The following is a 25,843-nucleotide window of genomic DNA, read 5'->3' as shown; positions in this document are numbered from 1 at the left end:
AGAGTAGGGTGGCGTTTGGTTTCTGGAAACTGAATAATAAAGAGCGTTTCTTTCACGATTGGAGAATGACTGTGGATCTGGTGCAACTGGAAATCTTCAAGGCCGTTGCCGAACACGGCAGCATCAGCGCGGCGGCGGCGCAGATCCATCGCGTGCCGTCGAACCTGACGACGCGCATCAAGCAGTTGGAGGAGGATCTGGGCGTCGACCTGTTCATCCGCGAGAAAAGCCGCTTGCGCCTGTCGCCGGCGGGCTGGAGTTTTCTTGAATACGCGCGGCGCATTCTCGATCTGGTCCAGGAAGCCCGCGCCACGGTAGCCGGCGAGGAACCGCAAGGCGCGTTCCCGCTGGGCTCGCTGGAAAGTACGGCGGCGGTGCGGATTCCCGGTTTGCTGGCGACCTACAACCAGCAACACCCAAAGGTCGATCTCGACCTGTCGACCGGTCCGTCCGGGACGATGATCGACGGTGTGCTTTCCGGGCGCCTGGCGGCTGCGTTCGTCGACGGCCCGGTCCTGCACCCGGCGCTGGAGGGCATCCCGGCGTTCGAAGAAGAAATGGTCATCATCTCGCCGCTTCAGCACGGGCCGATCCAGCGCGCTGCGGACGTGAATGGCGAGAACATCTATGCGTTCCGCTCGAACTGCTCCTATCGCCATCACTTCGAAAAATGGTTCAGCACCGACGCTGCCGTGCCCGGCAAGATTTTCGAAATGGAGTCCTATCACGGCATGCTCGCCTGCGTCAGCGCGGGCGCCGGTCTGGCGTTGATGCCGCGCAGCATGCTGCAGAGCATGCCCGGCTGCGCGACGGTGAGCGTGTGGCCGCTGGCGGCGGATTTTCGCTATTTGACGACGTGGCTGGTGTGGCGACGGGGCACGGTGTCGCGCAGTCTGAGTATGTTTGTGCGTTTGCTGGAGGAGCGCGGTGTGGTGCGTGCAGAAGAGAATTGATGCTTGGGGTCCGGGGCGCTCCCCTGAAGATCTGTTCATTTGATTGAAAAAAGTGCCCGGTTCGGTGACCCGCCGAACCGGGCATTTTTCATTGCCCGTCGATGCTGCGGGGCAGGTCGAGTGGATTGGCGTCGCGCAATACCTCCGGCAGCAAGGCATCGGGAAACCCCTGATACGCCACCGGCCGCAAAAAGCGCTCGATCGAGCTCATGCCGACCGAGGTGAAGCGACTGTCCGAGGTGGCCGGGAACGGCCCGCCGTGCACCGTGGCGAAGGTCACTTCCTGCGGATGGGCGAAGGCGTTGACCACGATGCGTCCGGTGCGGCGTTCGAGGATCGGCAGCAGACGCCGGGCCAGATCCAGATCGCGGTCTTCAAGGTGAATGGCTGCGCTCAACTGACCCTTGAACGAACGGGCAATTGCCAGCAACTCTTCCTCATCGTTGACCGTCACCAGCAGTGCAGCCGGGCCGAACACTTCATGGGCCAGCGCAGGCTCACTGAGGAAACGCTGGCCACTGACTTCCAGCAATGCCGAGCGCCCCTCAAACTGGCCATCCGACGGCGCGCCGACCGCCACCAGATTCGCCCCCACGCGTTCCATTGCCACCAGCCCTTTGACGTATGAACCGTGAATCCCCGGCGTCAGCATCGTACGCGCCGTCGCTTCACTGACCCGCTTGATCATGGCGCTGCGTAACGCTTGCAGACCTTCGCTCTCGACCGCGATCAGGATCGACGGGCACAAGCAGGCTTGCCCGACATTCACCAGCATTCGCTCGACAAAACCATCGCCGATCTCACCGCCACGTGCGGCCAGCGCTGCGGGCAGAATGAACGTCGGGTTGACGCTGGTCATTTCGGTGAACACCGGGATCGGATCAGGCCGTAATTGCGCGCGACGATAAAGCGCCATACCGCCCACCTCTGAACCGGTGAAGGTCACCGCTTTAATCAAAGGATGATCGACCAGCGCTTCACCGATCGCGTTACTACCACCGCGCACCATGGAGAAAACCCCTTCATGCAAACCATGCGACTGCACCGCTTTGCGGATGGCACGAGCCTGGATTTCCGATGCGCCGGGATGCGCGTTATGGGACTTGATAATCACCGTCGCACCGGCCGCAAGTGCCGACGCAGTGTCGCCGCCGGCCACCGAATAGGAGATCGGAAAATTGCTCGCACCGAAGATCGCCACCGGGCCGATGGCTACTTTCTGCAGGCGATGATCCATCCGTGGCCGCGGCTGGCGATCGGGTTGCGCCGGGTCGATCGCCAATTGCAGGAAGCGACCCTTGCGCACCACGTCGGCGAACTGGCGGAACTGGGTGGCGGCCTTGGCGGCTTCGCCTTCCAGTTGAGCCTGAAGCAGACCGGTTTCCAGGGCAGCGCGGGCAGCCAGTTCTTCGCGTACGGCGTCGAGGTTGTCGGCGATGCTGTCGAGAAACGCCGCACGTTCGGTCAGCGAAGTGTGGCTGTAGCTGTCGAAGGCCGCATCGGCGAGGGTTGCCGCCTGATCGATCTGCGCCGCACCGCCGAGGGCGAATTCCGGTTCGAGCAATTGGTTGGTTGCCGGGTTCAGTGCCTTCATCGTGCCCTCGGTGGCGGGCACGTCAGCGGCGCCGATCAGCAGATGTCCGGTCAGATTCATTTCGCTTCACCCTGCGACTGAAGGTTGGCGATCAGTTCGTCCGTGGTGGTGATCACATGGGCGAACGTCGGGCCGTTGAGTTCGTGGGCGGCGTGCATCATTTCCTCTTTGAACGCGGCGGTCGCATCGCGCACCAGCGTGACGTGGTAACCAAGTTCCGACGCGTAGCGGGCGGTGGCTTCGATGCAGGTGTTGGCCAGTAGGCCGACAATGATCACGTGGGTGATGCCTTGCTGTTTCAGACGAAAATCCAGGTCGGTGTTGGCGAAACCGCTGGAGCCCCAGTGTTCCTGAACCACAATGTCGCCGTCCTTCGGCGCGAAATCCGGGTGCCATTCACCGCCCCATTCGCCGCGCGCGAAGTGGTGCATATGCATGATCTTTTGTTGGGTCGGGGTGGGGTGATCCCAGTTCTCGTAGTCGCCTTTGACCCAGCGGTGATGCGGTACGATGACGACCGGAATCGGCAGGGCCCGCACGGCGCGGTCGAGTTTGCGCAGGTTGTCGAGCAAGCCATTCTGCTCGGCCATCGGTTTGAGCAGCGGAAAGATTTTGCCGCCCTCGGAGAGAAAATCGTTGTACGGATCGACCAGCAGGTAGGCGGTTCTGTCGAGCGGATAGAGAGGTTTCGACATGACGATGGACTCCGGCAATGAGAGTGATCGATGCTCAGGGCTTGTTCCCGCATCGTGTTGATATGATAATCATAGTGACTGTGAAAGAGGCAAGCCCTGATGGCTGTAAACGATAGTCTTCCCGATACGCTGTGCCCGATTTCCCGGGCCGAGGCGATCGTCGGCGACCGCTGGACGGTGCTGGTTTTGCGCGAATTGTTCATGGGCAGCCATCGCTACGACGAGATCCTGGCCCAGACCGGCGGCACGCCGCAGATGGTCGCCGCCCGTCTGAAAAGCCTCGAGGCCGACGGGTTGGTCGAGCGTCGCTTGTACAACGAGCGGCCGAAACGCTACGAGTACCACCTCACCGCAAAGGGCGAGGCGTTTTACCCGGTGATAATTGCGTTGCGCGCCTGGGGCGAGACCTGGTGCAAATCGCCGGAGGAGGGGCTGGCGGTGAACATGACCCACAAGAACTGCAATCACAGCGCGGGCCTTGGGCCGGTGTGCGATCACTGCGGCGAAGTGTTGCGCCGTGAGGATTTGATCAGCCAGCCGCAAGAGGCGTACGCCGCCGAACGGCAGGCGCGGCGTGAGGCGTTCAAGGCGAAATAGTCGATTCCAGCCAACGCAAAAAAGGCCCTCACTTTCGAGGGCCTTCGTGTATCAGCGCAAAACGGATGACTTACAGATTGTTCGCCAGTTTTCCCGAGGTCAGCCGCCGACGATAAGCAGTGTCACGAGTCGCCAGCCAGAAATACAGCGGCGAGGTCACCAGCAGGCCGACCAGCCAGGACAGGTCCGCGCCGTTGATGTGCGCCGACACCGGCCCGACGTACAGCGGCGTGTTCATGAACGGAATCTGCACCGCGATGCCGATCGCGTAAGCCAGCAAGGCCTGCGGGTTGTAACGGCCGTAGATGCCGCCATCGACCTGGAAAATCGAGCCGATGTCGTACTGGCCTTTGTGGATGGCGTAGAAGTCGATCAGGTTGATCGCGGTCCACGGCACCAGCACGACCAACAATACCAGCACCATGTCGACGAAGTGGCCGATGAAGTCCGCCGAAGCGCCGACCGCAGCGAAGCAGCAGGCCAGCAGCACGATGATCGAAATCACTGCGCGGCTCTTGGCGGTCGGAATCCAGCGGTAGGCGAAGGTTTGCACCAGGGTGATCAGCGACAGCACCGCGCCATACAGGTTGAGGGCGTTGTGGCTGATGACGCTGAGCAGGAACAGCACCAGCATCAGCGGGCCGATGGCGCCGGTGGCGAGTTTCACCGCGTCCATGGTGTCCATGCCCACCGGGGTTGCCAGCACGGCGACGGCGCCGAACACGAACGACAGACTCGAACCCAGCGCCGAACCCAGATAGGTCGTCCAGAAGGTCGCCGCCACTGGCACGTTCGCCGGCAAGTAACGCGAGTAGTCCGACACGTAAGGCGCAAACGCGATCTGCCACAGTGCCGCCAGCGACACGGTGGCGAGCCAGCCCGAGAGGTTAAAGCTGCCGCGCGTGAGGAAATCATTGGTCTGGATGTGGGTGAGGATGTAGCCGAAGCCGACCACGATGCCGATCCCCAGGACCCAGGTGCCGATGCGGTTGAGCACGTGGATGAAGCGGTAGCCGATGATCCCGATGATCCCCGAACCCAGCGCACCGATGACGATGCCGACCGGCACCGGAACGCTGTCGACCACGCCATGCAGGGATTTGCCGGCCAGCACGATGTTGGAGGCGAAGAAGCCGATGTACATGACGCCGGCAATCAATACCACCAGCAATGCGCCGAGGGAGCCGAATTGCGCGCGGCTCTGGATCATCTGCGGGATGCCCATCTGCGGGCCTTGCGCCGAGTGCAGCGCCATCAGCACACCGCCGACCAGATGGCCGACCAGAATGGCGACGATGCCCCACACCAGATTCAGGTGAAACAGCTGCACGCCGAGGGCGCCGGTGACGATGGGCAGCGGCGCGATATTGCCGCCGAACCAGAGGGTGAACAGATCCCGAACCTTTCCGTGGCGATCTTCGGGCGGCACGTAGCCGATCGTGTGTTTTTCAATGAGCGGTGCGGACGTTGATGCAGGGGTGGCCATGACGAACTCCAAGGCAAGGGCGAGTACGTGGACGTACTTCAGTGAGCGCCGGCACGGACGGCGCATTTCTTGTTGGGGTTGATCATGGGCAAGGAAAGGGCAGAGATAAATTAGTAGTTTTGTTGCTTCAGGCGTTAAAAAAACGAGCTTCTTTTTCTGTCGTAACCGCTCTGTTTCGGGTCTTTCGTGCATGCAAGCGCGAACGCAGCCGACCTCCCCAGGAGCAGCTGTCTGTCGGTGGCGGCGCATCGAAAATCTGTGCCAGTCGCTGGATTACTGTGGGAGCGGGCTTGCCCGCGAAGAGGCCATCAGCCTCAACATAAGCAGAGACTGATCTGACCCCATCATCGGAGCGCCGCCCGGACCAAGTCCGCCCCCCCAGCATGGGGCAGGTGTCAAAGGCGAATTGACGCCAGCATCCGTTGCAGCATCGCATCGCAGGCCGTGAGCTGATCGACGCTGACGAACTCGTCCGGCTTGTGGCCCTGATCCATGCTGCCGGGGCCGCACACCACCGTGGGAATCCCCACCGCATCGAACAATCCGCCTTCAGTGCCAAACGCCACGGTGCCGAAATCGTCCGAACCGCAGAACGTGGCGATCAATTGCGCAGCCTGGCTTCGGGCATCGGTGGCCAGCCCCGGATAGGCCGACAATTCACTGAAACGGATATCGCTCTGCTCGCTGACCGCCCGCATGCGCGGCAGCATTTGCTGCTCGGCGTAGGCCTTGAGTTGCTGCGCAACGACCGCCGGATCCTGCGAGGGCAGGGCGCGGATTTCGAAGTCGAAACGGCAATCGGCGGGGACGATGTTCAACGCCTTGCCACCGCTGACCACGCCGGATTGCACCGTGGAGTACGGCGGGTCGAAACGCGGATCGAGGTGTTCATCCTTGAGTTGCCGGCCGATGCGTCCCAGCTCGCCGATCAGCTCGGCGGCGCATTCGATGGCGTTGACCCCAAGTGGCGCGTAAGCCGAGTGACAGGCATGACCCTGGACATCGCAGCGCATGGCCAGTTTGCCCTTGTGCCCGAGTACCGGTTTGAGTTCGGTCGGCTCGCCGATGATGCACAACAGCGGTTTGACCGGACGCGGCTCCAGCACCTTGAGCAGCGAACGCACGCCAAGGCAGCCGACCTCTTCGTCGTAGGACAGGGCAATGTGCACCGGCAGGCGCAACGGTGCTTCGAGCAACGACGGCACCAGCGCCAGCACGCAGGCGATGTAGCCCTTCATGTCCGCGGTGCCGCGACCGTAAAGCTTGCCGTCGCGCTCGCTGAGTGCGAACGGCGGCAGCGTCCACGGCTGGCCATCGACCGGCACCACATCGGTGTGCCCCGACAGCACGATGCCCGGCTGATCGGCCGGGCCAATCGTGGCGAACAGATTGGCCTTGCTGTGCTCATCGTTGTAGATCAGTTCGCACGGCACATCGAAGCTTTCGAGATAGCTGCGCACGAAGTCGATCAGTTGCAGGTTGGACTCGCGGCTGGTGGTGTCGAACCCCACCAGCGTCTTGAGCAACGCGACGCTGTCGCTCATCGGTCGTCTCCGGCAACTCCATAACCCGGCGCCTTGGCCGGATCGAGGGCGCGGTCGATGTAGTCCTGAAGCTGCGGACGATAGGCGTCCCACAGTTTTTGCAGTTGGCCGATCGGGTCTTCATCGGCCCAGTCCACCCGCAGGTTGACGATGGGCCAGGTCAGCTCACCGACCACGACCACGGCTGCCGAATGCACCGGGCCCGCTTCACCGCCCAAGGCCTGGGCGGCGTGCAAGGCCTTGATCAGGCGATCGGCCAGTTGGCCTTCGCCGTCCTCGAACGCGCTGATCATGGCTTCGATCACTGAGCGCCCGGCGAGCATGTTGCCGGCCGCCACGCATTGTTCGCCGGACACGGCGTTGTGTTCGCCCAGGGTTTGCGCACCACTGAAATGCGCGGTCTGGCCGAGGTGATTGATCGCCGTGATCTGCCGGTACTGACTGTAGCCGTTGCGGGTCAGCACTCTATCCAGCGCCGCCTCGGGCGCCAGACCTTGCTCCATCAGGGCGAGCACTTCCGGGCCGAGCGACGGCAGAGTGATGTTCTGGCTCGACACCGCACCAACACCCGGCAACAGCCACGGGCAGCGGGCGCCGACGGCGATGCTGGAGGAGCTGATGGCGATGCCGAACTGACCGGTTTCGGGGCAACGGGCGGCGATGGAAAATGTCATGTGTGGCCTCCTTTCGCTAAGGTCGAATTACTCGGGAATCACCGCAACCACATCAATTTCCATCAGCCATTGCGGCTGGCCCAGTGCCGACACCACCAGTCCGGTGGAGATCGGAAAAACACCCTTCAGCCATTTGCCGACTTCCTGATACACCGGCTCGCGGTAGCGCGGGTCGATCAGGTAAGTGGTGGTCTTGACGATGTGGCTGAGGTCGCTGCCGGCCTCTTCGAGCAGTTGCTTGACGTTGCGCATGGCCTGTTCGGTCTGCGCGCGCGGGTCGCCGAGGCCGACCAGTTCGCCCTCGAAATTGGTCCCGACCTGACCACGCACATACACGGTGTTGCCGGCGCGCACGGCCTGGCACAGGTCGTTGTCCAGGGTCTGGTTCGGGTAGGTGTCCTTGGTGTTGAACATGCGGATGCGGGTGTGGGTTGGCTGACTCATGTGCGGCTCCTGACGAAATCGGACCCGGCGCGACGGACGCCGGGATTGAAGAGGGAAATCAAGCGTCGACGGTGTCGACAGCGTGGTTGTGCAGCGCGGCTTCGCGTTGTTCGGCATCGCGATAGGCCAGGTATTTGCGCTGGGTGGCGATGTGATCGGCCACGTGCTTGGCGTCGTGCCACACGCCCCAGATGAACGAAGAACCGCGTCGCGACTGCCACGGCAGACCGAGGAAATACACGCCCGCTTCGCTGGACACGCCGCGCTGATGCTGCGGCTTGCCGTTGTCATCGAACGCGGCGACTTTCAGCCAGGAATAGTCCACGGCAAACCCGGTGGCCCAGATGATCGAGGTGATGCCGGCGGCGGCCAGATCGAGATCGGCCAGCGGGTTTTTCACGCATTCAGGATCCGGATAAGTTTCTCGGGCTTCCGGTTCCAGTGGCAGATCCAGACCGTTGCGTTCGATGTAGGCGTCGGCGGCATCCAGCAGCGCGAGGTAGTTCTCGTCGCCGCGCTTGAGGTTGTCGCGCAGGTCCTGTTTGAAGGTCACCACGCCGTTGCTGAACGATTCGGTGACGCCGACCAGGGTCATGCCGCGATGGGCCAGGCCACGGAAGTCGATGGTGCGGCCACCGTGGGCGCCGCTGACGGCGATGGTCACGTGCTCGCGGCCGGGTTTCATCGCGGCTTGATCCCACTCGCCGAGCACGCCCAGCCACCAGCAGAAATCACGGTTGCGGTAAGCGCGGGGAGGGCGGTCGTGGGCGCCGACCGAGAGGTAAACCTGCTTGCCCGAGCGCTGCAACTCATCGGCGATCTGTACGCCCGACGAACCGGCACCGACCACCAGCACTGCGCCGGCCGGCAGTTGCTGCGGGTTGCGATAGTCGGCCGAGTGGATCTGCAGCAGACGCTCATCTTTCGGCGCAATCGCCGGGATCACCGGACGCTGGAACGGGCCGGTGGCGGCGACGACGCGGGCCGCTTCGATCACGCCCTCGGAGGTATCGACGGTGAAGCCCGGACGCCCGACATTGCGCACCACGCTTTTCACATCGACGCCGGTGCGGATCGGCGCATTGAATTTCTTCGCATAGGCTTCGAAGTAGTCGGCGACGCGTTCCTTGTGGGCGAAACCGTCCGGATCGACATCATCGAATTCCATCCCCGGAAAGCGGTCGTGCCACGCCGGGCCGTTGGCCACCAGCGAATCCCAGCGCCCGGTGCGCCAGCGTTCGGCAATGCGGTTGCGCTCCAGCACCAGGTGCGGCACACCGAGTTTGCTCAGGTGTTCACTCATGGCCACACCCGCTTGACCGGCGCCGACAACAAGCGTGTCTGTTTTTATTATTTCAGTGGTCATCTCTGATCCCTTCTCACGAGGCCGTTGGATTCAGGCCGCTGTCGACCTGTTCTCTGTGCTTGGGATCAGACTAGGGAGGGGGTGGTTATCGGTAAAATATTATTAAGCTGGCATGTGAAGATAAAAACGTGATGCAGAGGCCTGAAAGCCCCGTAAACACGGGGCTTGGCCCTTTCGCCGAAATCCGGGGCATGGAAAAAAGGGCCATCGACAGGTGTGTCGACGGCCCTTTTCAGATGGCGCTTGAGTTACATCGAATTCAACGATTAAGGAACGTCAGCAGGTCTTCGTTCAATTGCTGCGCATGGGTCACGGCAAACCCGTGCGGCGCACCGGCATAAACCTTGAGCTCGGCACCCTTGATCTGCTCGGCGGCGCGTTTGCCGGTGGTCTCGAATGGCACGATGACGTCGCCGTCACCATGGATCACCAGGGTCGGTACATCGATTTTCGCCATGTCAGGACGGAAGTCGGTTTCCGAGAACGCGGTGACGCAATCCACGGTGCCTTTAAGCGAGGCCAGCAGGGCGATGTTCAGGGTTTGTGTCAGCACGCCGTCCGAGATCTTCTGACCTTTATCGAGGCCATAGAACGGCGTGTTGAAGTCAGCGATGAACTGCGCGCGATCCTTCAAAAGACCCGCCTTGATCCCATCGAATACCGACTTGTCGACGCCCTCGGCGAAGTCCGGTTTCTTGCCGAACAGCGGCGTCACTGCGCCCAGCAACACCAGCCCGGAAACACGTTCGCTGCCGTGGCGTGCAATGTAGCGGCTGACATCGCCGCCGCCCATGGAGAAGCCGACCAGCGTCACGTCACGCAGATCCAGGTGCTCGATCAACTGCGCGATGTCATCGGCGAAGGTGTCGTAGTCGTAGCCGGTCCACGGCTGCTCGGAGCGGCCGAAGCCGCGGCGGTCGAAGGCGATGGTGCGATAGCCACGACTGCTCAGGTATTCCATCTGGTATTCCCACATGTCGGCGTCCAGCGGCCAGCCGTGGCTGAACAGCACGGGCTTGCCGCTGCCCCAGTCCTTGAAATAGATCTCGGTGCCGTCTTGGGTCTTGAACGTGCTCATGAAAACTCCTTGGGTGTGGGCCTGCGTGGATGCCGTGATGGCAGCGTTCACTATCGCGACAAAGGGCATTGGCCACTTGTACGCAGGTGCTAAGTTTCGTGGCGCACGCGTTAACGGTTTGGCGGCATGAGTTGTAAGATGCAACCGCATCGAACCTGCCGTTTTGCCGGAGACACCCGAAATGAAGCGCAAAAGCCTTGCGGGCAATGCCTGCCCGATCGCCCGGACACTCGACCTGATCGGCGACTGGTGGTCGCTGCTGATCATCCGCGACGCGCTGGAAGGCATCAGTCGTTTCAGCGATTTCGAGAAGAGCCTGGAAATCGCCAAGAACATGTTGAGCACCCGGCTCAAAGGGCTGGTGGAGCGTGACATCCTGCGCCTGGCGCCGGCGTCCGATGGCAGCGCCTACAAGGAGTACGTGCTGACTGAAAAGGGCCGAGCCTTGCAAACCGTGATCGTCGCGTTGTCGCAGTGGGGTGGGGAGTTCATGTTCGAGCCGGGCGAGGCGGGGTCGGTGATGGTCGATGCGCAGAAGGGGCAACCGATTCGCAAGCTTGAGTTGCGGTCAGCCGATGGTCGAGTGCTGGCACCGGAGGATGTGGCGACGAAACGGGCTGTTGAGTACTGAGGTAAAGTGACCGGGGTCTGTTGGATATTTCGTTTTCGGAACGTTCTCTGATTTGGTGACCGTTTTTCCTTGGTTGATCTACGAAACATCCTGCATCTCTGTCGGAGTCGGACGATTTCACCGATGCCGCTCGTCGGCCACACTATTTCGGTGAATCCTTAAATTGACGTCAGAATAGTGGCACTTTAACATGGCGCCACTATTCTGATATCGCTTTCCGTCTCGAGGGATCGAACATGTCCTCACCCGCCCTCGTGGCGAGGTTGTGCCTGGCTTTGCTATGCCTTTCTCCGCTCCAAACCGCACTTGCAGCACCCACCCCCGGTGAAACCGACCTGATTCGCGAACGCCAGAACCGTCTGCTCGAAGAGCAGCAGCGACGGCTCGAAGAGCTCAAGGATCTACCTGGCAAAGAGGCCAAACCGGCTCAGCCGGAAGCCCCCACCGACACGCGTTGCTTTCAGATCAACGACATCGAGCTCAAAGGCGCCGACAGCCTGTCGCAGAGTGACAGGACTCGCCTGCTCAAGCCCTACATCGGCCAGTGCCTGGGCGTGCCACAGCTCAACGAGTTGCTGAAAGTCATCACCGACCACTACATCGAGAAGGGATTGGTCACCAGTCGTGCCTACTTGCCGCAACAGGACCTGTCCGGCGGGCACCTGAAAGTACTGGTGGTCGAAGGCAAACTCGAGGGCTTGAAAGGCGCCGACAACAGCAAGCTCTCTGAGCGTGAGTTGTCGATGGCGTTTCCCGGCAAGGCCGGTGAGCTGGTGAACCTGCGCGAGATCGAGCAGATGGTCGATCAGCTCAATCGCCTGCCGTCCAATCAGGCAAAAATGGAGCTTTCGCCGGGCAAGAACGTTGGCGGCAGTGAGGTGCTGGTCACCAATACTCCGCAAAAGCCCTGGCGCGCAGGGCTGTCGCGCAGCAACGACGGCCAGCGCAGCACCGGCGAGCAGCAGTGGGGCACGACATTCGACTGGGACAGCCCGCTGGGCCTGGCCGACCAATTGAGTCTGCGCGGCGGTCATGACGCAATGACCGATCATCAGCACACCTCCAACAACGCCATGCTCAACTACAACCTGCCGTGGGGCTGGTGGAACTTCAGCTACACCTACAGCCAGAGTGAGTACCGCTCGCAGATCGCTGCCAACGGCTACAACTTCAAGCAGACCGGCGACAGCGAGAACCATCAGTTGCGCGCCGAGCGGGTGATCCATCGCGACTCGGTGAGCAAGACCTCCCTCAGCGCCGGTCTGTCGTATCTGCGCACCAACAACTTCATCGAAGACAGCAAGCTCAAGCTGAGCAGCAACCGCATCAGCGAAGCACAGTTCGGCTTCAACCATGGGCGGCGGATCGGCAGCGCCTTCGTCAACTTCGACGCCGGCATGCAGGAAGGTATCGGTGCATTCGACGCTCAGGGCAGTCACGATCCAGGCCCCGGCGAGCCTGACGCGCGCTACCGCAAATACACCGCAACCCTGAGCTATCTGCAGCCATTCAAAGTGTGGGGCGAGTCCTTCACCTTCAGCAGCCTGATGACCGGCCAGCGCAGCGAAGACGTGCTGTTCAGCCCGCAGCGCACCAGCCTCGGCGGGTCGTCTTCGATTCGTGGCTACAAGGATCAATCGCTGTCTGGCGACAGCGGCGGCTATTGGCGCAACGACCTGCGCTGGTCGCGCCCGATCAACGCCGAATGGCTGCGCCCGGTGTTCGCCGAATACGGCACCAGCCTTGGCTACGACCAGGGCGTGATCCGTGGCGACCGTTACAACGGCGAGCAACACGGGCGCATGTCGAGCAACTCGCTGGAGCTGTTTGCGCGTGGCGAACACGTGGCAGCAAGTGTGACTTTTGCCCATTCCCTGGAACGCCCTGACGTGCTGACCGAGCGCGAAGCGCCGATCTATTTCCGCGTGGATTTCTTCCTCTAGTTTTTGCCCTTTCCGAGATTCTGCTATGGACTTCCGCCAACTGGCCTTTCTGGCCAGTCAGCCTTCTGCTGCCGTAAAAAACCGTGAACACTTCTGGGGCATGCCCAAACGCGGACTGGCGTTCCTGCTGGCCAACGTCATGTTCTGGCAGCCAATGTGGGCGCAGGCAGACGGAATTGTGGTCAGCGCGCCCGGCACCATGCTCGACCGGGCGGGCAACGGCGTGCCGATCATCAACATCGCCACACCCAACGGCGCAGGGCTGTCGCACAACCAGTTCCACGATTACAACGTCGACGCCCAAGGCCTGATCCTCAACAACGCGACCAGTCGAACTCAGCTGACGCAGATGGGCGGGATCATTCTCGGTAACCCGAATCTGCGCGCAGCAGCTGCGCAAACCATCCTCAACGAAGTCAACGGTGGCAGTCCGAGCCAGTTACGCGGGTATACCGAAGTGGCGGGGCAGTCAGCGCGCGTGATCGTCGCCAACCCGTACGGCATCAGCTGTAACGGTTGCGGCTTCATCAATACACCACGCGTCACCCTCACCACCGGTAAACCGGTACTCGATGGCGCGGGTCGGCTGGATCGATTCCAAGTCGATCAGGGCAGCGTTTCCATCGATGGCAAAGGTCTGGACGCCAGCGCTGTCGACAGCTTCGAAATCATCACCCGCAGTGCGCAGATCAACGCGCAGATTCACGCCAAACGCCTGAACATCACCACCGGTCGCAACGATGTAAACGCCGAAACGCTCAACGCCACCGCGCGTGCCGATGACGGCAGCGCCAAGCCGCAGCTGGCGATCGACTCTTCGGCACTCGGCGGGATGTACGCCGGGGCAATCAAACTGGTCGGGACCGAGGCCGGTGTCGGCGTAAAACTGGCAGGCGAACTGGCGGCGAGCGCAGGCGATATCCAGATCGACGCCAATGGCCAACTGACGCTGGCCAAAGTCACGGCCAGCAATGCGGTCGACATCAAAGCCAAGGGTCTCGAAGCCCAGCAGTCCGTTTACGCGGGCACGCAACTGGCGGTGCAAACCGCACAGGATCTGGTCAACCAGCAAAGCCTTGCCGCCAGGGACAGCGTTCGCCTGACCAGTGGCGGCAAACTGGTCAATTCCGGCGTGATCGAGGCCGGGGTGAATGCGGACAACAGCCGCAACAGCAATGGCGATCTCACCCTCAACAGCGGCACCGTGAGCAACCGTGGCAGTGTGTTGGCCAGTCGCTCGCTGAGCGCCAATACCGCAGGTTTGTTCGATAACCAGAACGGTATTGTTCAGGCCAAAAACGTCGCGCTGAGCGCCACTCGCCTCGTCAACCAAGGTACTGACGCACGGATCTACGGCGAAACCAGTCTTGCTTTCAACGTCCCGGCCATCGTCAACCTCAGCGGCTTGATCCGCTTCGCCGATGGCCAGGCGGCAACGCTCTCCGTTGATAATCTGGACAACCGCAAAGGCCGGATTGAAATCGCCGGCGGCAGTCTGAAAATCAATGCGCGGGCGCTGCATAACGACGACGGCAAAATCATCGCCGGACGTCTGGATATCGATACCCGACAGCTCGATAACGCTGGCGGCCTGATTGCTGCCAGCCAAAGCGACACCAAAGTCGTTGCCCACGAGCGTCTGGACAACGGCAAAGGCAAGATCCAGGCAAAGACCGACCTCGTCGTATCGGGTGCGGAGCTGCTCAATCAGGGCGGTACGTTGGCCGCCGATTCGATTCGGATCACCGGCACTCGGCTGGACAACAGCAGCAAGGGTGTCATCAGTGCCGAAAACGGAAATGTTGACCTGACGCTGGATCAGGATTTCGACAACCACGACGGCAAGGTGCAGGCATCGAAACGCTTGAGCGTCGCTGCCCAGAGCATCGACAACCGCAATGCCAGCCTGACCGGCAAAACCCTCGGGTTGACCAGTCGCGGCAAACTCGACAACACCCAAGGCACGATTTCATCCGATGACAGCGTGCTGGCCAGCGAAGACCTGGACAACACTCAGGGCCTGATTCAGGGCAACACGACCCTGAACCTGACCGCACGCGATCTGGACAACACCAACGGCCAACTGCTCGGCGGTGTTGTCGATGCGACGCTGGACAATCTCACCAGCAATGACAAAGGCACTATCAGCGCCGAAGCCGGCAAGCTCACGCTGGTCGTGAACAAGCACCTGAACAATGCCTTGGGTCGACTGCAAGCCAGCCAGGGTGATGTAGGTATTCACGCCGACAGTGTCGACAACCGCAAAGGCGTGGTGGCTGCGCAACAATTGCTGTTGGTCGCTCGCAATGGCCACATCGACAACCGTGGCGGGCGGGTGATCGGCGATCGCCTTGACCTGCAAGCCGCCAGCCTCGACAACGGCGAGGGCGGTCTGTTGGCGGCGGGTGTTGACGGCGCTCGGCTGATTCTCAAGCAAACCGTTGCCGGTCAGTCGCAACTGCTCAATCAAAAGGGCCGGATCCAGAGCGACGCTGACCTGTACATCGAAAGCGACACGGTCGACAACCGTGCCGGTGTCCTGCTGGGCAAAACCATTGAAGTCAACGCGATTGAACTGAACAACAGCGACAAGGGCGGCATCGTCGGCACGGGCGGTGACATTACGCTGAAAATCGCCGGGGTCTTCAAAAACGTCACGGGCGTGGTCGACGCCGCCGAGCAACACCTGCTGCTCGAACAACTGGTCGAACTCGACAATCGCGGCGGCACATTGCGCGGTCAGCGTCTGGACATCACCAGTACGTCGATCGACAACCGTGACTCGGGCCAGATCATTGCAGGCAGCGATGGTCTGAAAATCGTCGGCAGCACCGTGCTGAATCAACAGGGTGCAATCCTCGCCAATGGCAGCCACGCAGAACTCGCGCTCGGCGCCGGCAACCTGCAGAACCAGGGCGGTACGCTACAGGCCGACACCCTCGACATTACCAGCGCCGACCTCGACAACAGCGCAGTCAACGGCAAGGCCGGTTTGATCTCCAGCCTGCTGGGCGATCTGAAGTTGACGGTGACACGTCTGACCAACCGCGCCGGCAAGATCTTCGGCAAAGACCAGGTCGTTTTCGATGGCTCCAGCCTGGACAACTCGGGCGGCGAGATCAGCGGCAATCGACTGGGCCTCGAGGCGGTCAGTCAGATTCTCAATCAGGGCGGACTGATCGAGTCGGGCACGGACCTGAAACTGATCGGCGGCCAACTGAACAACAGCGCTGGCGGGCAGATTCGCGCACTGGGCGGCGCCTCCAGCCAGATCAAACTGACCGGCAACCTGAACAACCAGAACGGCGTCATCGAGATCGGCAGCCAGGATCTGGAACTTGCCGGTGCCCAGCTCAACAACCTCAGCGGCAATGTTCGTCACGCCGCTCAAGGGCTGTTCGATCTGGACCTGAGCAACCTGACCGGCTCTCAAGGCAGCCTCACCGGCCTGGGCAAAGGCGTTTGGGATATCGCTTCGGTCAATGGCGTGGGCACCTGGCAACTGAATGGTGGCCTGACCTACACCAGCACGCAGGGGTTGACCCTCAACGCCGGGGATCGTATCGCCAGTGCCTCGGCACTCAAACTGAATGTCGCAAGCCTGGAAAACGCCGGCGAACTGGCCAGCGACGGTGACCTTACGCTGAGCCTGGGTGGCAACCTGATCAACAGCGGACGGGTGTCCGCCAAACAGAAATTGGTTATCGGCGCCAACGACCTGATTCAGCGGGATGGCCGTCTGGTCAGCGGTGGCGACACCGAGCTGACACTGCGCGGCACCCTCGACAACCTGGGTCGACTGATTGCCAACCAAAACCTCACGGTCTCCGCTGCGCGGATCGACAACAAAGGCACGCTGGGCGCACAAGGCAACCTTCTGTTCAATGCCACCAACGGCATCAGCAACGGCCCTGACACGCTGTTGTTCAGCGGCGGCACGATGGAGTTGCACGGCAACAGCCTGAGCAACTTCTATGGCGATATTTACAGCCGCGGCAAGCTGACCTTCGACGCCGTCGGCGGTGGTCGGGCCTCATCGTTCAGCAACCTGTCGGGCACCCTCGAAGGCGAAGGTGACATCGACATCAACGCCGTTTCGTTTGAAAACGCCAAGGCAGAATTCGAGATGACCTCGGGGCAGTCGTCCGGCAGCCTGAGCTGGGTGTGTGGTCAGCATTGCGGCGGCGGTGACGGCTGGAAGCGCGGCACCATCACCATCACCACCGATTTCAACGACCAGGTCTTGAAGGACTCTCGCGCCGCACGGTTTGTCGCTGGCAAGAACCTCACCATTCATGCCAATAACGTCGAGAACCGCTACAGCCTGCTGGCCGCGAACGGCGATCTGACTGTGTCTGCCGACAGTCTGCTGAATCAGGGGGCCGTGTCGCGCTCGGGCCATCGGGTGGTGAAGATCGGTACTCCCGGGCACATCGACAACAGCCTCTGGGACAAGATGGAGTTCATCGACATCCCGGCCTTCAACGCGGCAACCGCTGCGGGCAACTTCGACGAGGAGCGCTTCAACGAACTGGTCAGCCGCTCCAGCGACTCACGCTTTTCGCAGATGAGTGACGTCACCACTTGGGATGAAAACGGCAACAACGTCTATTCGGCGGTGCTCCAGGCCGGTGGCAAAGTCAAACTGGACGTCGCTCACAGCATCCAGAACGGCACGCTCTACGACAACACCTACGATCAACTGACCGGCAAGCTCTCCAGCGATCAGACGACTTCGGTCGGCGGCATCAACATCAACCTGGGCAAGCACAGCACTGACGCCAGCGCCCAGGCGCCGAAAGACGTTACGCGTATCGAGCGCGTGGATGCCGATGGTGTGAAGCAGATCAGCTTCGTGCCTGTCGACTTCAAAGGCGTGCCATTTGCCGCTGTGGATCCGACGGCGTCCTCGACTTTCCGTCTGCCGAAAGGCCCGTACGGCATGTTCGTGCAGAGCTCGAACCCGCAGAGCCGTTACCTGATCGAAACCAACCCGGAGCTGACCCAATCCGCGCCGTTCATGAGCTCCGATTACCTGCTGGGCAAACTAAGTTTCAGCGCCGATGAAGCGGCTCGCCGCCTGGGCGATGGCCGCTACGAGACGCGACTGATCAGCGACGCGGTGATGGCCCAGACCGGTCAGCGTTTCCTCGCTGGTGGCCTGAACAACGATTACGAGCAGTTCCGTTATCTGATGGATAACGCGCTCGCCAGCAAAAATGAGCTGAACCTGTCGGTAGGCGTGAGCCTGACGTCCGAGCAGGTGGCGGCATTGACCCACGACATCGTCTGGATGGAAGAACGCGTTGTCGACGGTCAGAAAGTGCTGGTGCCGGTGCTCTATCTGGCCCAGGCCGAGTCACGCAACGTGCGTGGCGGCAGTCTGATTCAAGGTCGCGACCTGGAACTGATCGCGGGGAATGATCTGGTCAACGTCGGCACGTTGCAGGCGACCAAGGATCTGTCTGTCGACGTCAAAGGCAGTCTTTATCAGGGCGGGCTGGTCGAAGCCAACGAGCGCATCACGCTCATGGCCTCCGACAGCATTCGCAACGCATTGGCCGGCGAGATTCGCGGCAATCAGGTCAGCCTCACCAGCCTCAAGGGCGACATCGTCAACGATCGCACCGCTGTCGCCGTACGTGACGGCAACGGTATGCGCACCCTGGTGGACGAAGGAGGCAACATCAGCGCACGCGACACGCTGACGATCAAGTCGGGCAACGACCTCGTCAACTCGTCGTCCATCAGCAGCGGCGGCGACGCCACCCTGAGCGCCACTCGCGACATCAACCTGTTGGCGACGCGCAACGAAAGCGAACTGCACGAATCGTTCGATGGCGGCCATCGCTCGGTCATCACCACCACCGTGGAGAACCTCGGCTCCAGTGTGAAAAGTGGCGGCAACCTGAAGCTCGACGCCGGCCGCGACCTCAACGTCGTGGCCAGCACCGCCGAGGCCAAGGGCAACCTGACCGCCGACGCCAAACGCGACATCTACCTGTCCTCTGCGGGCGACGAACACAACGTCGAAACCCACAGCAAGGACGGCAAGAAACGCGTTCACGAAGAAGACAACCACACCGTCCAGAAGGCTGCCGAGTTCATTGCCGGTGGCGATGTCAAAACCAGCTCCGGTCGCGACACGACCCTGGTGGCAAGCAAGATCAGCGCAGGTAATGAAGCCTATGTCTACGCGGGCAATGACCTGAATCTGCTGGCCGCGCAGAACAAGGACTACACCCTCTATGACATGAAGGAAAAGGGCGGCTTCGGCGCCAAGAAAATGCAGCGCGATGAAGTTACCCAGGTCACTCATGTTGGTAGCGAGATCAAGACTGGGGGCAATCTCACGCTGGTTAGTGAGGGGGATCAGCGCTATCAGGGCGCCAAGCTCAACAGTGGTAAAGACCTGACCTTGGACAGCGGTGGCAGCATTACCTTTGAGGCAGTGAAGGATTCCCATCAGGAAAGCCACGACAAGAGCAGCAGTAGCGCGGCCTGGACCAGCATGGAAAGCAAAGGCCAGGTTGACGAAACACTGCGCCAAAGCCAACTGATTGCCAAAGGTCAGACGCTTATTAAAGCGGTTGACGGGCTTCACATAGACATCAACCAGATCAATCAGCAAAGCGTCAGTCAGGCAATCGACGCGATGGTTAAAGCCGACCCGAGTATGGCCTGGTTGAAAGACGCCGAAGCGCGAAATGATGTGGATTGGCGTCAAGTCCAAGAGCTGCATGACCGCTGGAATGAAAGCCATTCCGGGTTGGGTGGCCCTGCGATGATCATCGTCATCATCATCGTCACCTACTTCACCGCCGGTGCGGCTTCAGGCCTTGTGGGGGCTGGTGCGACTGCTGGTTCCGGCACAGCAATGTCTGCTGGTTTGGCCGCGACAGCCACCAGCGAAGCAGTGGCCGCCGGTTGGGCGAACGCGGCACTCACTGCCATGATCACTTCGGCAGCCAGCACGGCGGCCGTCAGCACCATTAACAACAAAGGCAATCTCGGAGCGGCGCTCAAAGAAACCTTCAGTGTCGAGAACCTGAAAAATTACATTGTGGCCGGAGGCACCGCGGGTTTGACCACCGGTTTCTTCAATGACTGGACCAGCAGCACGACCGGTACATCGCCCGCGCTGACGGAATCCACCAAAGGCGCATTGGCCAATACCGGCAAAGTTGTTGTTGCTGATTCCGGTGGTTTGAGCAGCCTGCAAGGTATCGCGCACTTTACCGAAAACCAGTTGTTGCAAAATTCCACCTCGGCATTGCTCAACAAAGCCCTGGGCCGTGAAGGCAGCTTGAACGATGCGGTGCAAAAAAGCCTGGTGAATGCGTTTACCGCCTATGGCTTCAACCTGGTAGGTGATATCGGGGTGAGTAACCACTTGCAGGAAGGTGGTCTGGAGAAGATAGGCCTGCATGCGCTGATGGGGGGCTTGAGCTCACTGGCCTCGGGTGGGGACTTCAAAACGGGCGCCTTGGCAGCCGGAGTCAACGAAGCGCTGGTCGCCGACCTGGCGTCGGCGTATTCCGGAATGTCGAAGGACGATAGAGAACGATTGTTGCTGATGAACTCGCAACTGATCGGAGTTTTGACGACCGCTGTGCAGGACCCGAATGCCGATGCTGACAAGCTGCAACTAGGATCATCGATCGCACAGAGTGGTACTCAATACAACTACTTGAGTCATCAGGATGTAAAAGACCTGGAAAAGGCGCTCAAGGAATGTAAAGACAACTGTGATGCGGTTCGAGCTGAGTTTGCCAAGCGTGATGCGGATAACACGGCTCGGCTCAATAACTGTTGGGCGACCGGTGATTGCGCGAAGATCAAGGCTGAGATTGATGAAGGCTCTTTTGCATTAAACGAACTTTGGCAAAATGACAAAACGGGGATTACAGATCAATTCCTCCATAGCAATATCGCCGACTCGACCAACGCCAGGACGCGAGCTGTTCTCGACCACCTTCCGAAAGGGGATCCGGCTAATGCAGTGAAATTGTTGGCTGCAGCGGGGATTATTGCTCTGGCGCCGGAAGCGATTGGTTTGCTTGGACAGTTGACCACCAGAGCTGCAGCCTCCTGCGCAGCCAACCCAGTCCTGTGCGCGAACGAAGTCGCGATCTGGACAGCTGAGGCAGGGATGTCGGAAGCACTTCCTGTCGGATTGGGGACCGCGGCAGGAGGGTTGACAGCCAAAGAGCTAAGTGATCTTCGCGGCTTGATGGAGATAGAAGCGAAAACTGGGGTTAAGCTAACGGCTGAGCAAGTTGGGGCAATTGTTGGGCCGGCAGCGACAGGTGCAAAAGAAATCGTGTCATTTGACACGAAGTCGGTGTTGACGCAGAAGGTTGCAGATCTGCGTGCCACGTTAACGGGCAGTGCGAAGACCAGCGGTAACATGGGTGTTGCACAGATCGACATCCCTGGCATTCAGCCGACAATGGCAGCGTCAAGCCGTATCGGTGTAACTACAGCCGATCAGCAGGCGTTAGGATTTGTTGGCGAGGTCTCTGAGACGTTTCCAAGCATGGTTGTACCGACCGCAAGTAATCCCCCAGTGATGCTCAACAGGGCAATAGATTCGGAGGCGAAAATTTTGAACAATATTGCCGCGCAATTGGGAGATAACGCATCAGTGAGTGGGACTATTAACTTGCTCACAGAGCGGCCGCCGTGCGCAAGTTGCTCAAATGTTATTGATCTATTCAAGGCTAAATATCCAAACATTACTGTCAATGTTTTCGATAATGGTGGTGTAATTCGTCCAACCAAGAAAAAAGGAACCTGAGATGTTGCACGAAGAGCGCGTTACTTACGAAGTCCTTAAATCATGGGCGCTGGAGTGTTATTACGAGGGGTGCCGTGATCATGCGGTGATGAAGGGGTGGCCTCATGAGCAGATAATGGGATATGTCGATTACCAATTTGAAAACGTTTTTGAGCGCCCAGTAGAGAATTTCATGTGGCGGGTCATCTTGCTGGTTTTATCTGGCGGATGGCATCAGGAATGGTATTTTCGAGCGCGCCAACTGCTTGAAGAGCAAGTAGCAAAAAATGGAATTGATAATATTTTGGTGGGAGTGCCTGCCGGTGAATCAGAGTTGTTTCGGCATGACCTGAAAGTATTGAAGCTCATCTGAAGGTGTAAAAAGGGGCTGGACTATTAATAAATCCGCCCCTTTTTTAACCCCCTCGTAGCAAGGGGCGTGAATATTTACTCAGAGACTCGCAGTCTGAGAAAAAGTGGGAAAAAAAGGGAAAAAGGGGACAGATTTATTTGATTAATAAATCGGTCCCCTTTTTATGTGTCAGACGAAAAAAAGCGCCCCGACGTTCTGTTCGGGGCGCTTCTACATTCAGGGTCGCTTAGCGTATTTAACGAAACGCCGGCACCACATGCTTGATAAACAGCTCCAGCGACTTCTTCTTCTCCGCATGCGGCAAGCTGTTGTCGCACCAGAAACTGAACTCATCCACCCCCAGTTCCTGGTAGTACTTGATCCGCGGAATGATCTCTTCCGGTGTGCCGATCATGGCGGTCTTGTGCAGGCTCTCCAGTTCAAACTCCGGACGCCCGGCAAACTTCTCTTCCGGGCTCGGGGCGAGGAAGCCGTTCACCGGCACTTCCTTGTTGCCGAACCAGGCGTCGAACGTGCGATAGAAACGTGAGATGGCTTTCGCGCCCACCTTCCAGCCTTCCGGGTCATCCGCCGAATGCACGTGGGTATGACGCAGCACCATCAATTGCGGACGCGGCACATCGGGGTTGTTGTCCAGCGCGGTCTGGAATTTGTTTTTCAAATCGAGGACTTCTTCATCGCCTTTCATCAACGGCGTGACCATCACGTTGCAGCCGTTGGCCACGGCGAAGTTGTGCGAGTCCGGGTCGCGGGCGGCGATCCACATTGGCGGGTTGGGCTTCTGGATCGGTTTCGGCACGCTGGTGGAGGTGGGGAATTTCCAGATCTCGCCGTTGTGGGCGTAGTCGCCTTGCCACAGGGCGCGGACCACCGGGACCATTTCCCGTAGCGCCTGACCGCCGCTGGAGGCGGGCATGCCGCCGGCCATGCGATCGAATTCAACCTGGTAGGCGCCGCGGGCCAGACCGACTTCCATCCGGCCGTTGCTGATCACGTCGAGCAACGCGCATTCACCAGCGACCCGCAGTGGGTGCCAGAACGGCGCGATGATGGTGCCGGCGCCCAGGTGAATGGTGGTGGTCTTGGCCGCGAGGTAGGCCAGCAGCGGCATCGGGCTCGGCGAGATGGTGTATTCCATCGCGTGGTGTTCGCCGATCCACACGGTGCTGAAACCACCGGCCTCGGCCATCAACGTCAGTTCGGTCAGGTCTTCGAACAGTTGACGGTGGCTGACGCTTTCGTCCCAGCGTTCCATGTGTACGAACAGGGAAAATTTCATGACGCTACCTCGAATCTCTTGTGGTCGGCCGGTCGCTTGCCGGCCTGTTTAAGTGCAATCGCGCGGATCAGGCGAAGGCGGGCAGGGCGCCCATCTTGCCGTGGCAATACACCAGCGGGCCGGCGTCTTGCTGAGGGACGATGAGGTTTTTCACCGCACCGACCATGATCGCGTGGTCGCCGCCTTCGTATTCGCGCCACAGCTCACATTCGATGATAGCTGTCGCGTTGGCCAGGATCGGGTTGCCCAGTTCGCTCAGCGTCCACTCGATGCCCTGCGCCTTGTCCTTGCCTTTGCGGGCGAAGGCATAGGCTTCGCTCTGCTGACCGCCGGACAACACGTGAATGGCAAAGCGTTTGTTCTTGATCAGGACGGGGTAGGAATCGGAACTGTAGTTGGGGCAGAACAGCACCAGCGCCGGATCCATCGACAGCGAGCTGAAGGCGCTGGCGGTCAGACCGACGATCTGGCCGTCGTCATCCAGCGTGGTGATGACGGTAACGCCGGACGGGAACGAGCCCATGACTTGTTTGTAGACGGCAGCATCGATCATTGGTCAATCCTCGAGTGCGGTGAAGCGTGTTTTTATGTGTTTATGGGTCTGATGGTATACCGTAATACATCGATTGCAAGCGCTTTTTTGGTGAAACGATAAACGTGGTGCATTCGTCGGAAACTCAACAGTTACGGGCCTTTCGTCTAGCCGTAAGGTCTTGATATCGGAGAGGATGCCGGATCAGTTAACGCCGCAAACAGCGGATCAGTCTTGTGAAAATGTTGGAATACCATAATATGGTGTTCATCTGAGGGGCGGCCACGAATCTCCCCCGGTTTGGCTTCATACAACGATAAGAACAGACCCAATCGAGTTCATTTTTATGTCCCAGATGTCCCGGCAAGATCCGTTGATCGAGAATCACACGGTCGACTACGTCCCACTCGCGGAACGCCACGGGAAGGCCCGCGACCTTTTCACGCTTTGGTTCAGCACCAATATTGCGCCACTGCCTATCGTTACCGGCGCCATGGTGGTTCAGGTATTTCATCTCGACTTGTTCTGGGGGCTGCTGGCGATTGCGCTGGGGCACATGATCGGCGGCGTGGTGATCGCCCTGGCATCGGCGCAAGGCCCGCGCATGGGCATTCCGCAGATGGTCCAGAGTCGTGGTCAATTCGGGCGTTACGGTGCGCTGTTGATCGTGTTCTTCGCGGCGATCATCTATATCGGCTTCTTCATTTCCAACATCGTGCTGGCCGGCAAATCCATCGTCGGCATTGCGCCGTCGGTGCCGGCGCCGTTGAGCATTCTGATCGGCGCCCTCAGCGCCACGGCCATTGGCGTGATTGGCTACAACTTCATCCACACGCTGAACCGCATCGGCACCTGGGTGATGGGCAGCGCGCTGCTGGCCGGGTTCATCTACATCTTTGCCCATGAGTTGCCAGCGGACTTCTTCACCCGTGGCAGTTTCAATCTTTCGGGATGGCTGGCGACGGTATCGCTGGGGATCATCTGGCAGATCAGCTTTTCGCCGTACGTCTCCGATTATTCCCGTTACCTGCCGGCGGACATCGGGATCAGCAAGCCATTTATCGCGACTTATCTGGGCGCCACGCTGGGCACGATTCTGTCGTTCACCTTCGGCGCGGTGGCGGTGTTGGCAACGCCGGAAGGCACCGAAGCGATGGCGGCGGTCAAGCAGTCGACCGGTTGGCTGGGGCCGATTCTGATGGTGCTGTTCCTGCTCAACATCATCAGCCACAACGCGCTGAATCTGTATGGCGCGGTGCTGTCGATCATTACCTCGATCCAGACCTTCGCCAGCCAATGGACGCCGAGCATCAAGGTACGGGTGATCTTGTCGAGTGTAGTGTTGGCGGGCTGTTGCGTGGTGGCGCTGGGTGCGTCGGCGGATTTCATTTCCGAGTTCATCGGGCTGATTCTGGCGCTGCTGCTGGTGCTGGTACCGTGGGCATCGATCAACCTGATCGACTTCTATCTGATCAAGCGCGGCAACTACGACATCGCCTCGATCTTCCGCGCCGACGGCGGCATTTATGGGCGCTTCAACCTGCACGCGATCGTTGCCTACTTCATCGGCATCATTGTGCAGCTGCCATTCGCCAACACATCGTTGTATGTCGGGCCGTACGCCAATCTGGTGGAAGGCGCGGACCTGTCGTGGCTGGTCGGCCTGATCGTGACGTGCCCGCTGTATTACTGCCTGGCGACCCGTGACCAGACTCAGCAGAGCAGGTCGGCGCGGTTGGGTTTTACCGACTGAGCGTTCGCAAGCTGTTCAAACAATGCCCGGCACTTCGCCGGGCATTGTTGTTTCCGCATCCCGGCGGTCACGTAAATTGGCCATTTCGATCCCCTTTTGGCCAACCGGCTACTGTCCGGCGA

General features: G+C 60.0%; 17 protein-coding genes. 7 read left to right on the top strand and 10 right to left on the bottom strand.

The annotated features are described in order from the left end of the window. Positions 1-71 precede the first annotated feature (71 nt). Complete coding sequence (ptrR, locus tag ACTJK7_RS14290; RefSeq protein ID WP_108563694.1) at positions 72-953, top strand: putrescine utilization regulator PtrR; 882 nt, start codon at positions 72-74, stop codon at positions 951-953. A gap of 88 nt (positions 954-1,041) precedes the next feature. On the opposite strand, the gene ACTJK7_RS14285 is transcribed toward ptrR, so the two are convergent. Continuing rightward, positions 1,042-2,607, bottom strand: coding sequence for an aldehyde dehydrogenase (NADP(+)) (locus tag ACTJK7_RS14285; protein WP_108562425.1), 1,566 nt, complete (start codon positions 2,605-2,607; stop codon positions 1,042-1,044). Further along, on the bottom strand, positions 2,604-3,242 hold the full coding sequence (locus ACTJK7_RS14280) for an isochorismatase family cysteine hydrolase (RefSeq protein ID WP_064379376.1): 639 nt from the start codon (positions 3,240-3,242) through the stop codon (positions 2,604-2,606). Before ACTJK7_RS14280 ends, ACTJK7_RS14285 begins: the two co-directional genes overlap by 4 nt. 99 nt (positions 3,243-3,341) lie before the next feature. Between ACTJK7_RS14280 and ACTJK7_RS14275 the strand changes: the two genes are divergently transcribed. After that, positions 3,342-3,839, top strand: a complete 498-nt coding sequence (locus tag ACTJK7_RS14275) for a winged helix-turn-helix transcriptional regulator (protein ID WP_108562423.1) — start codon at positions 3,342-3,344, stop codon at positions 3,837-3,839. Positions 3,840-3,909: 70 nt separating this feature from the next. Here the strand turns inward: ACTJK7_RS14275 and ACTJK7_RS14270 are convergent, their stop codons facing one another. The 6 genes from ACTJK7_RS14270 to ACTJK7_RS14245 all read right to left on the bottom strand — a co-directional run bounded on the left by ACTJK7_RS14270 (position 3,910) and on the right by ACTJK7_RS14245 (position 10,431). Further along, entirely contained in the window at positions 3,910-5,325 is a 1,416-nt protein-coding gene (locus tag ACTJK7_RS14270; RefSeq protein ID WP_108562421.1) for a purine-cytosine permease family protein, read from the bottom strand. Between the two features lie 395 nt (positions 5,326-5,720). Then, a complete protein-coding gene (gene argE, locus ACTJK7_RS14265; protein WP_108562419.1) occupies positions 5,721-6,869 on the bottom strand; it encodes an acetylornithine deacetylase in 1,149 nt (382 codons plus the stop codon). After that, a complete protein-coding gene (locus ACTJK7_RS14260) occupies positions 6,866-7,543 on the bottom strand; it encodes a DUF1028 domain-containing protein (protein WP_108562417.1) in 678 nt (225 codons plus the stop codon). Before ACTJK7_RS14260 ends, argE begins: the two co-directional genes overlap by 4 nt. A gap of 27 nt (positions 7,544-7,570) precedes the next feature. Beyond that, entirely contained in the window at positions 7,571-7,987 is a 417-nt protein-coding gene (locus tag ACTJK7_RS14255) for a RidA family protein (RefSeq protein ID WP_064380484.1), read from the bottom strand. 58 nt (positions 7,988-8,045) lie between these two features. Further along, complete coding sequence (locus ACTJK7_RS14250; RefSeq protein ID WP_064380481.1) at positions 8,046-9,353, bottom strand: flavin-containing monooxygenase; 1,308 nt, start codon at positions 9,351-9,353, stop codon at positions 8,046-8,048. A gap of 259 nt (positions 9,354-9,612) precedes the next feature. After that, positions 9,613-10,431: an alpha/beta fold hydrolase gene (locus tag ACTJK7_RS14245; RefSeq protein ID WP_108562415.1), complete on the bottom strand. Its 819-nt coding sequence runs from the start codon at positions 10,429-10,431 to the stop codon at positions 9,613-9,615. Positions 10,432-10,612: 181 nt separating this feature from the next. On the opposite strand from ACTJK7_RS14245, the gene ACTJK7_RS14240 reads away from it, so the two are divergent. The 4 genes from ACTJK7_RS14240 (at position 10,613) to ACTJK7_RS14225 (ending at position 22,157) form a co-directional block, all read left to right on the top strand. Continuing rightward, positions 10,613-11,062 (top strand): winged helix-turn-helix transcriptional regulator, encoded by a 450-nt coding sequence (locus ACTJK7_RS14240; RefSeq protein WP_108562413.1) that lies wholly within the window; start codon positions 10,613-10,615, stop codon positions 11,060-11,062. A gap of 236 nt (positions 11,063-11,298) precedes the next feature. Next, positions 11,299-13,005: a ShlB/FhaC/HecB family hemolysin secretion/activation protein gene (locus ACTJK7_RS14235; RefSeq protein ID WP_108562410.1), complete on the top strand. Its 1,707-nt coding sequence runs from the start codon at positions 11,299-11,301 to the stop codon at positions 13,003-13,005. A 25-nt stretch (positions 13,006-13,030) separates the two neighbouring features. Continuing rightward, positions 13,031-21,805, top strand: coding sequence for a two-partner secretion domain-containing protein (locus ACTJK7_RS14230; RefSeq protein ID WP_108562408.1), 8,775 nt, complete (start codon positions 13,031-13,033; stop codon positions 21,803-21,805). A 1-nt stretch (position 21,806) separates the two neighbouring features. Then, on the top strand, positions 21,807-22,157 hold the full coding sequence (locus tag ACTJK7_RS14225; protein WP_108562406.1) for a hypothetical protein: 351 nt from the start codon (positions 21,807-21,809) through the stop codon (positions 22,155-22,157). A gap of 235 nt (positions 22,158-22,392) precedes the next feature. On the opposite strand, the gene ACTJK7_RS14220 is transcribed toward ACTJK7_RS14225, so the two are convergent. Further along, positions 22,393-23,436 (bottom strand): LLM class flavin-dependent oxidoreductase, encoded by a 1,044-nt coding sequence (locus ACTJK7_RS14220; protein ID WP_007950451.1) that lies wholly within the window; start codon positions 23,434-23,436, stop codon positions 22,393-22,395. Between the two features lie 67 nt (positions 23,437-23,503). Further along, the gene (locus tag ACTJK7_RS14215) at positions 23,504-23,989 is read right to left on the bottom strand and encodes a flavin reductase family protein (protein ID WP_007950450.1); all 486 of its coding nucleotides are present in this window, start codon (positions 23,987-23,989) and stop codon (positions 23,504-23,506) included. A 325-nt stretch (positions 23,990-24,314) separates the two neighbouring features. Between ACTJK7_RS14215 and ACTJK7_RS14210 the strand changes: the two genes are divergently transcribed. Beyond that, positions 24,315-25,721: a purine-cytosine permease family protein gene (locus ACTJK7_RS14210; protein WP_108562404.1), complete on the top strand. Its 1,407-nt coding sequence runs from the start codon at positions 24,315-24,317 to the stop codon at positions 25,719-25,721. The last annotated feature ends 122 nt before the right edge of the window (positions 25,722-25,843 follow it).

Origin of the sequence: Pseudomonas sp. 22085 (assembly GCF_052045815.1) — a bacterium.
GTDB lineage: Bacteria > Pseudomonadota > Gammaproteobacteria > Pseudomonadales > Pseudomonadaceae > Aquipseudomonas > Aquipseudomonas glycinae.
Note: the sequence above shows the minus strand (reverse complement) of the source record. Positions and strands in the feature narration are given on the sequence as shown.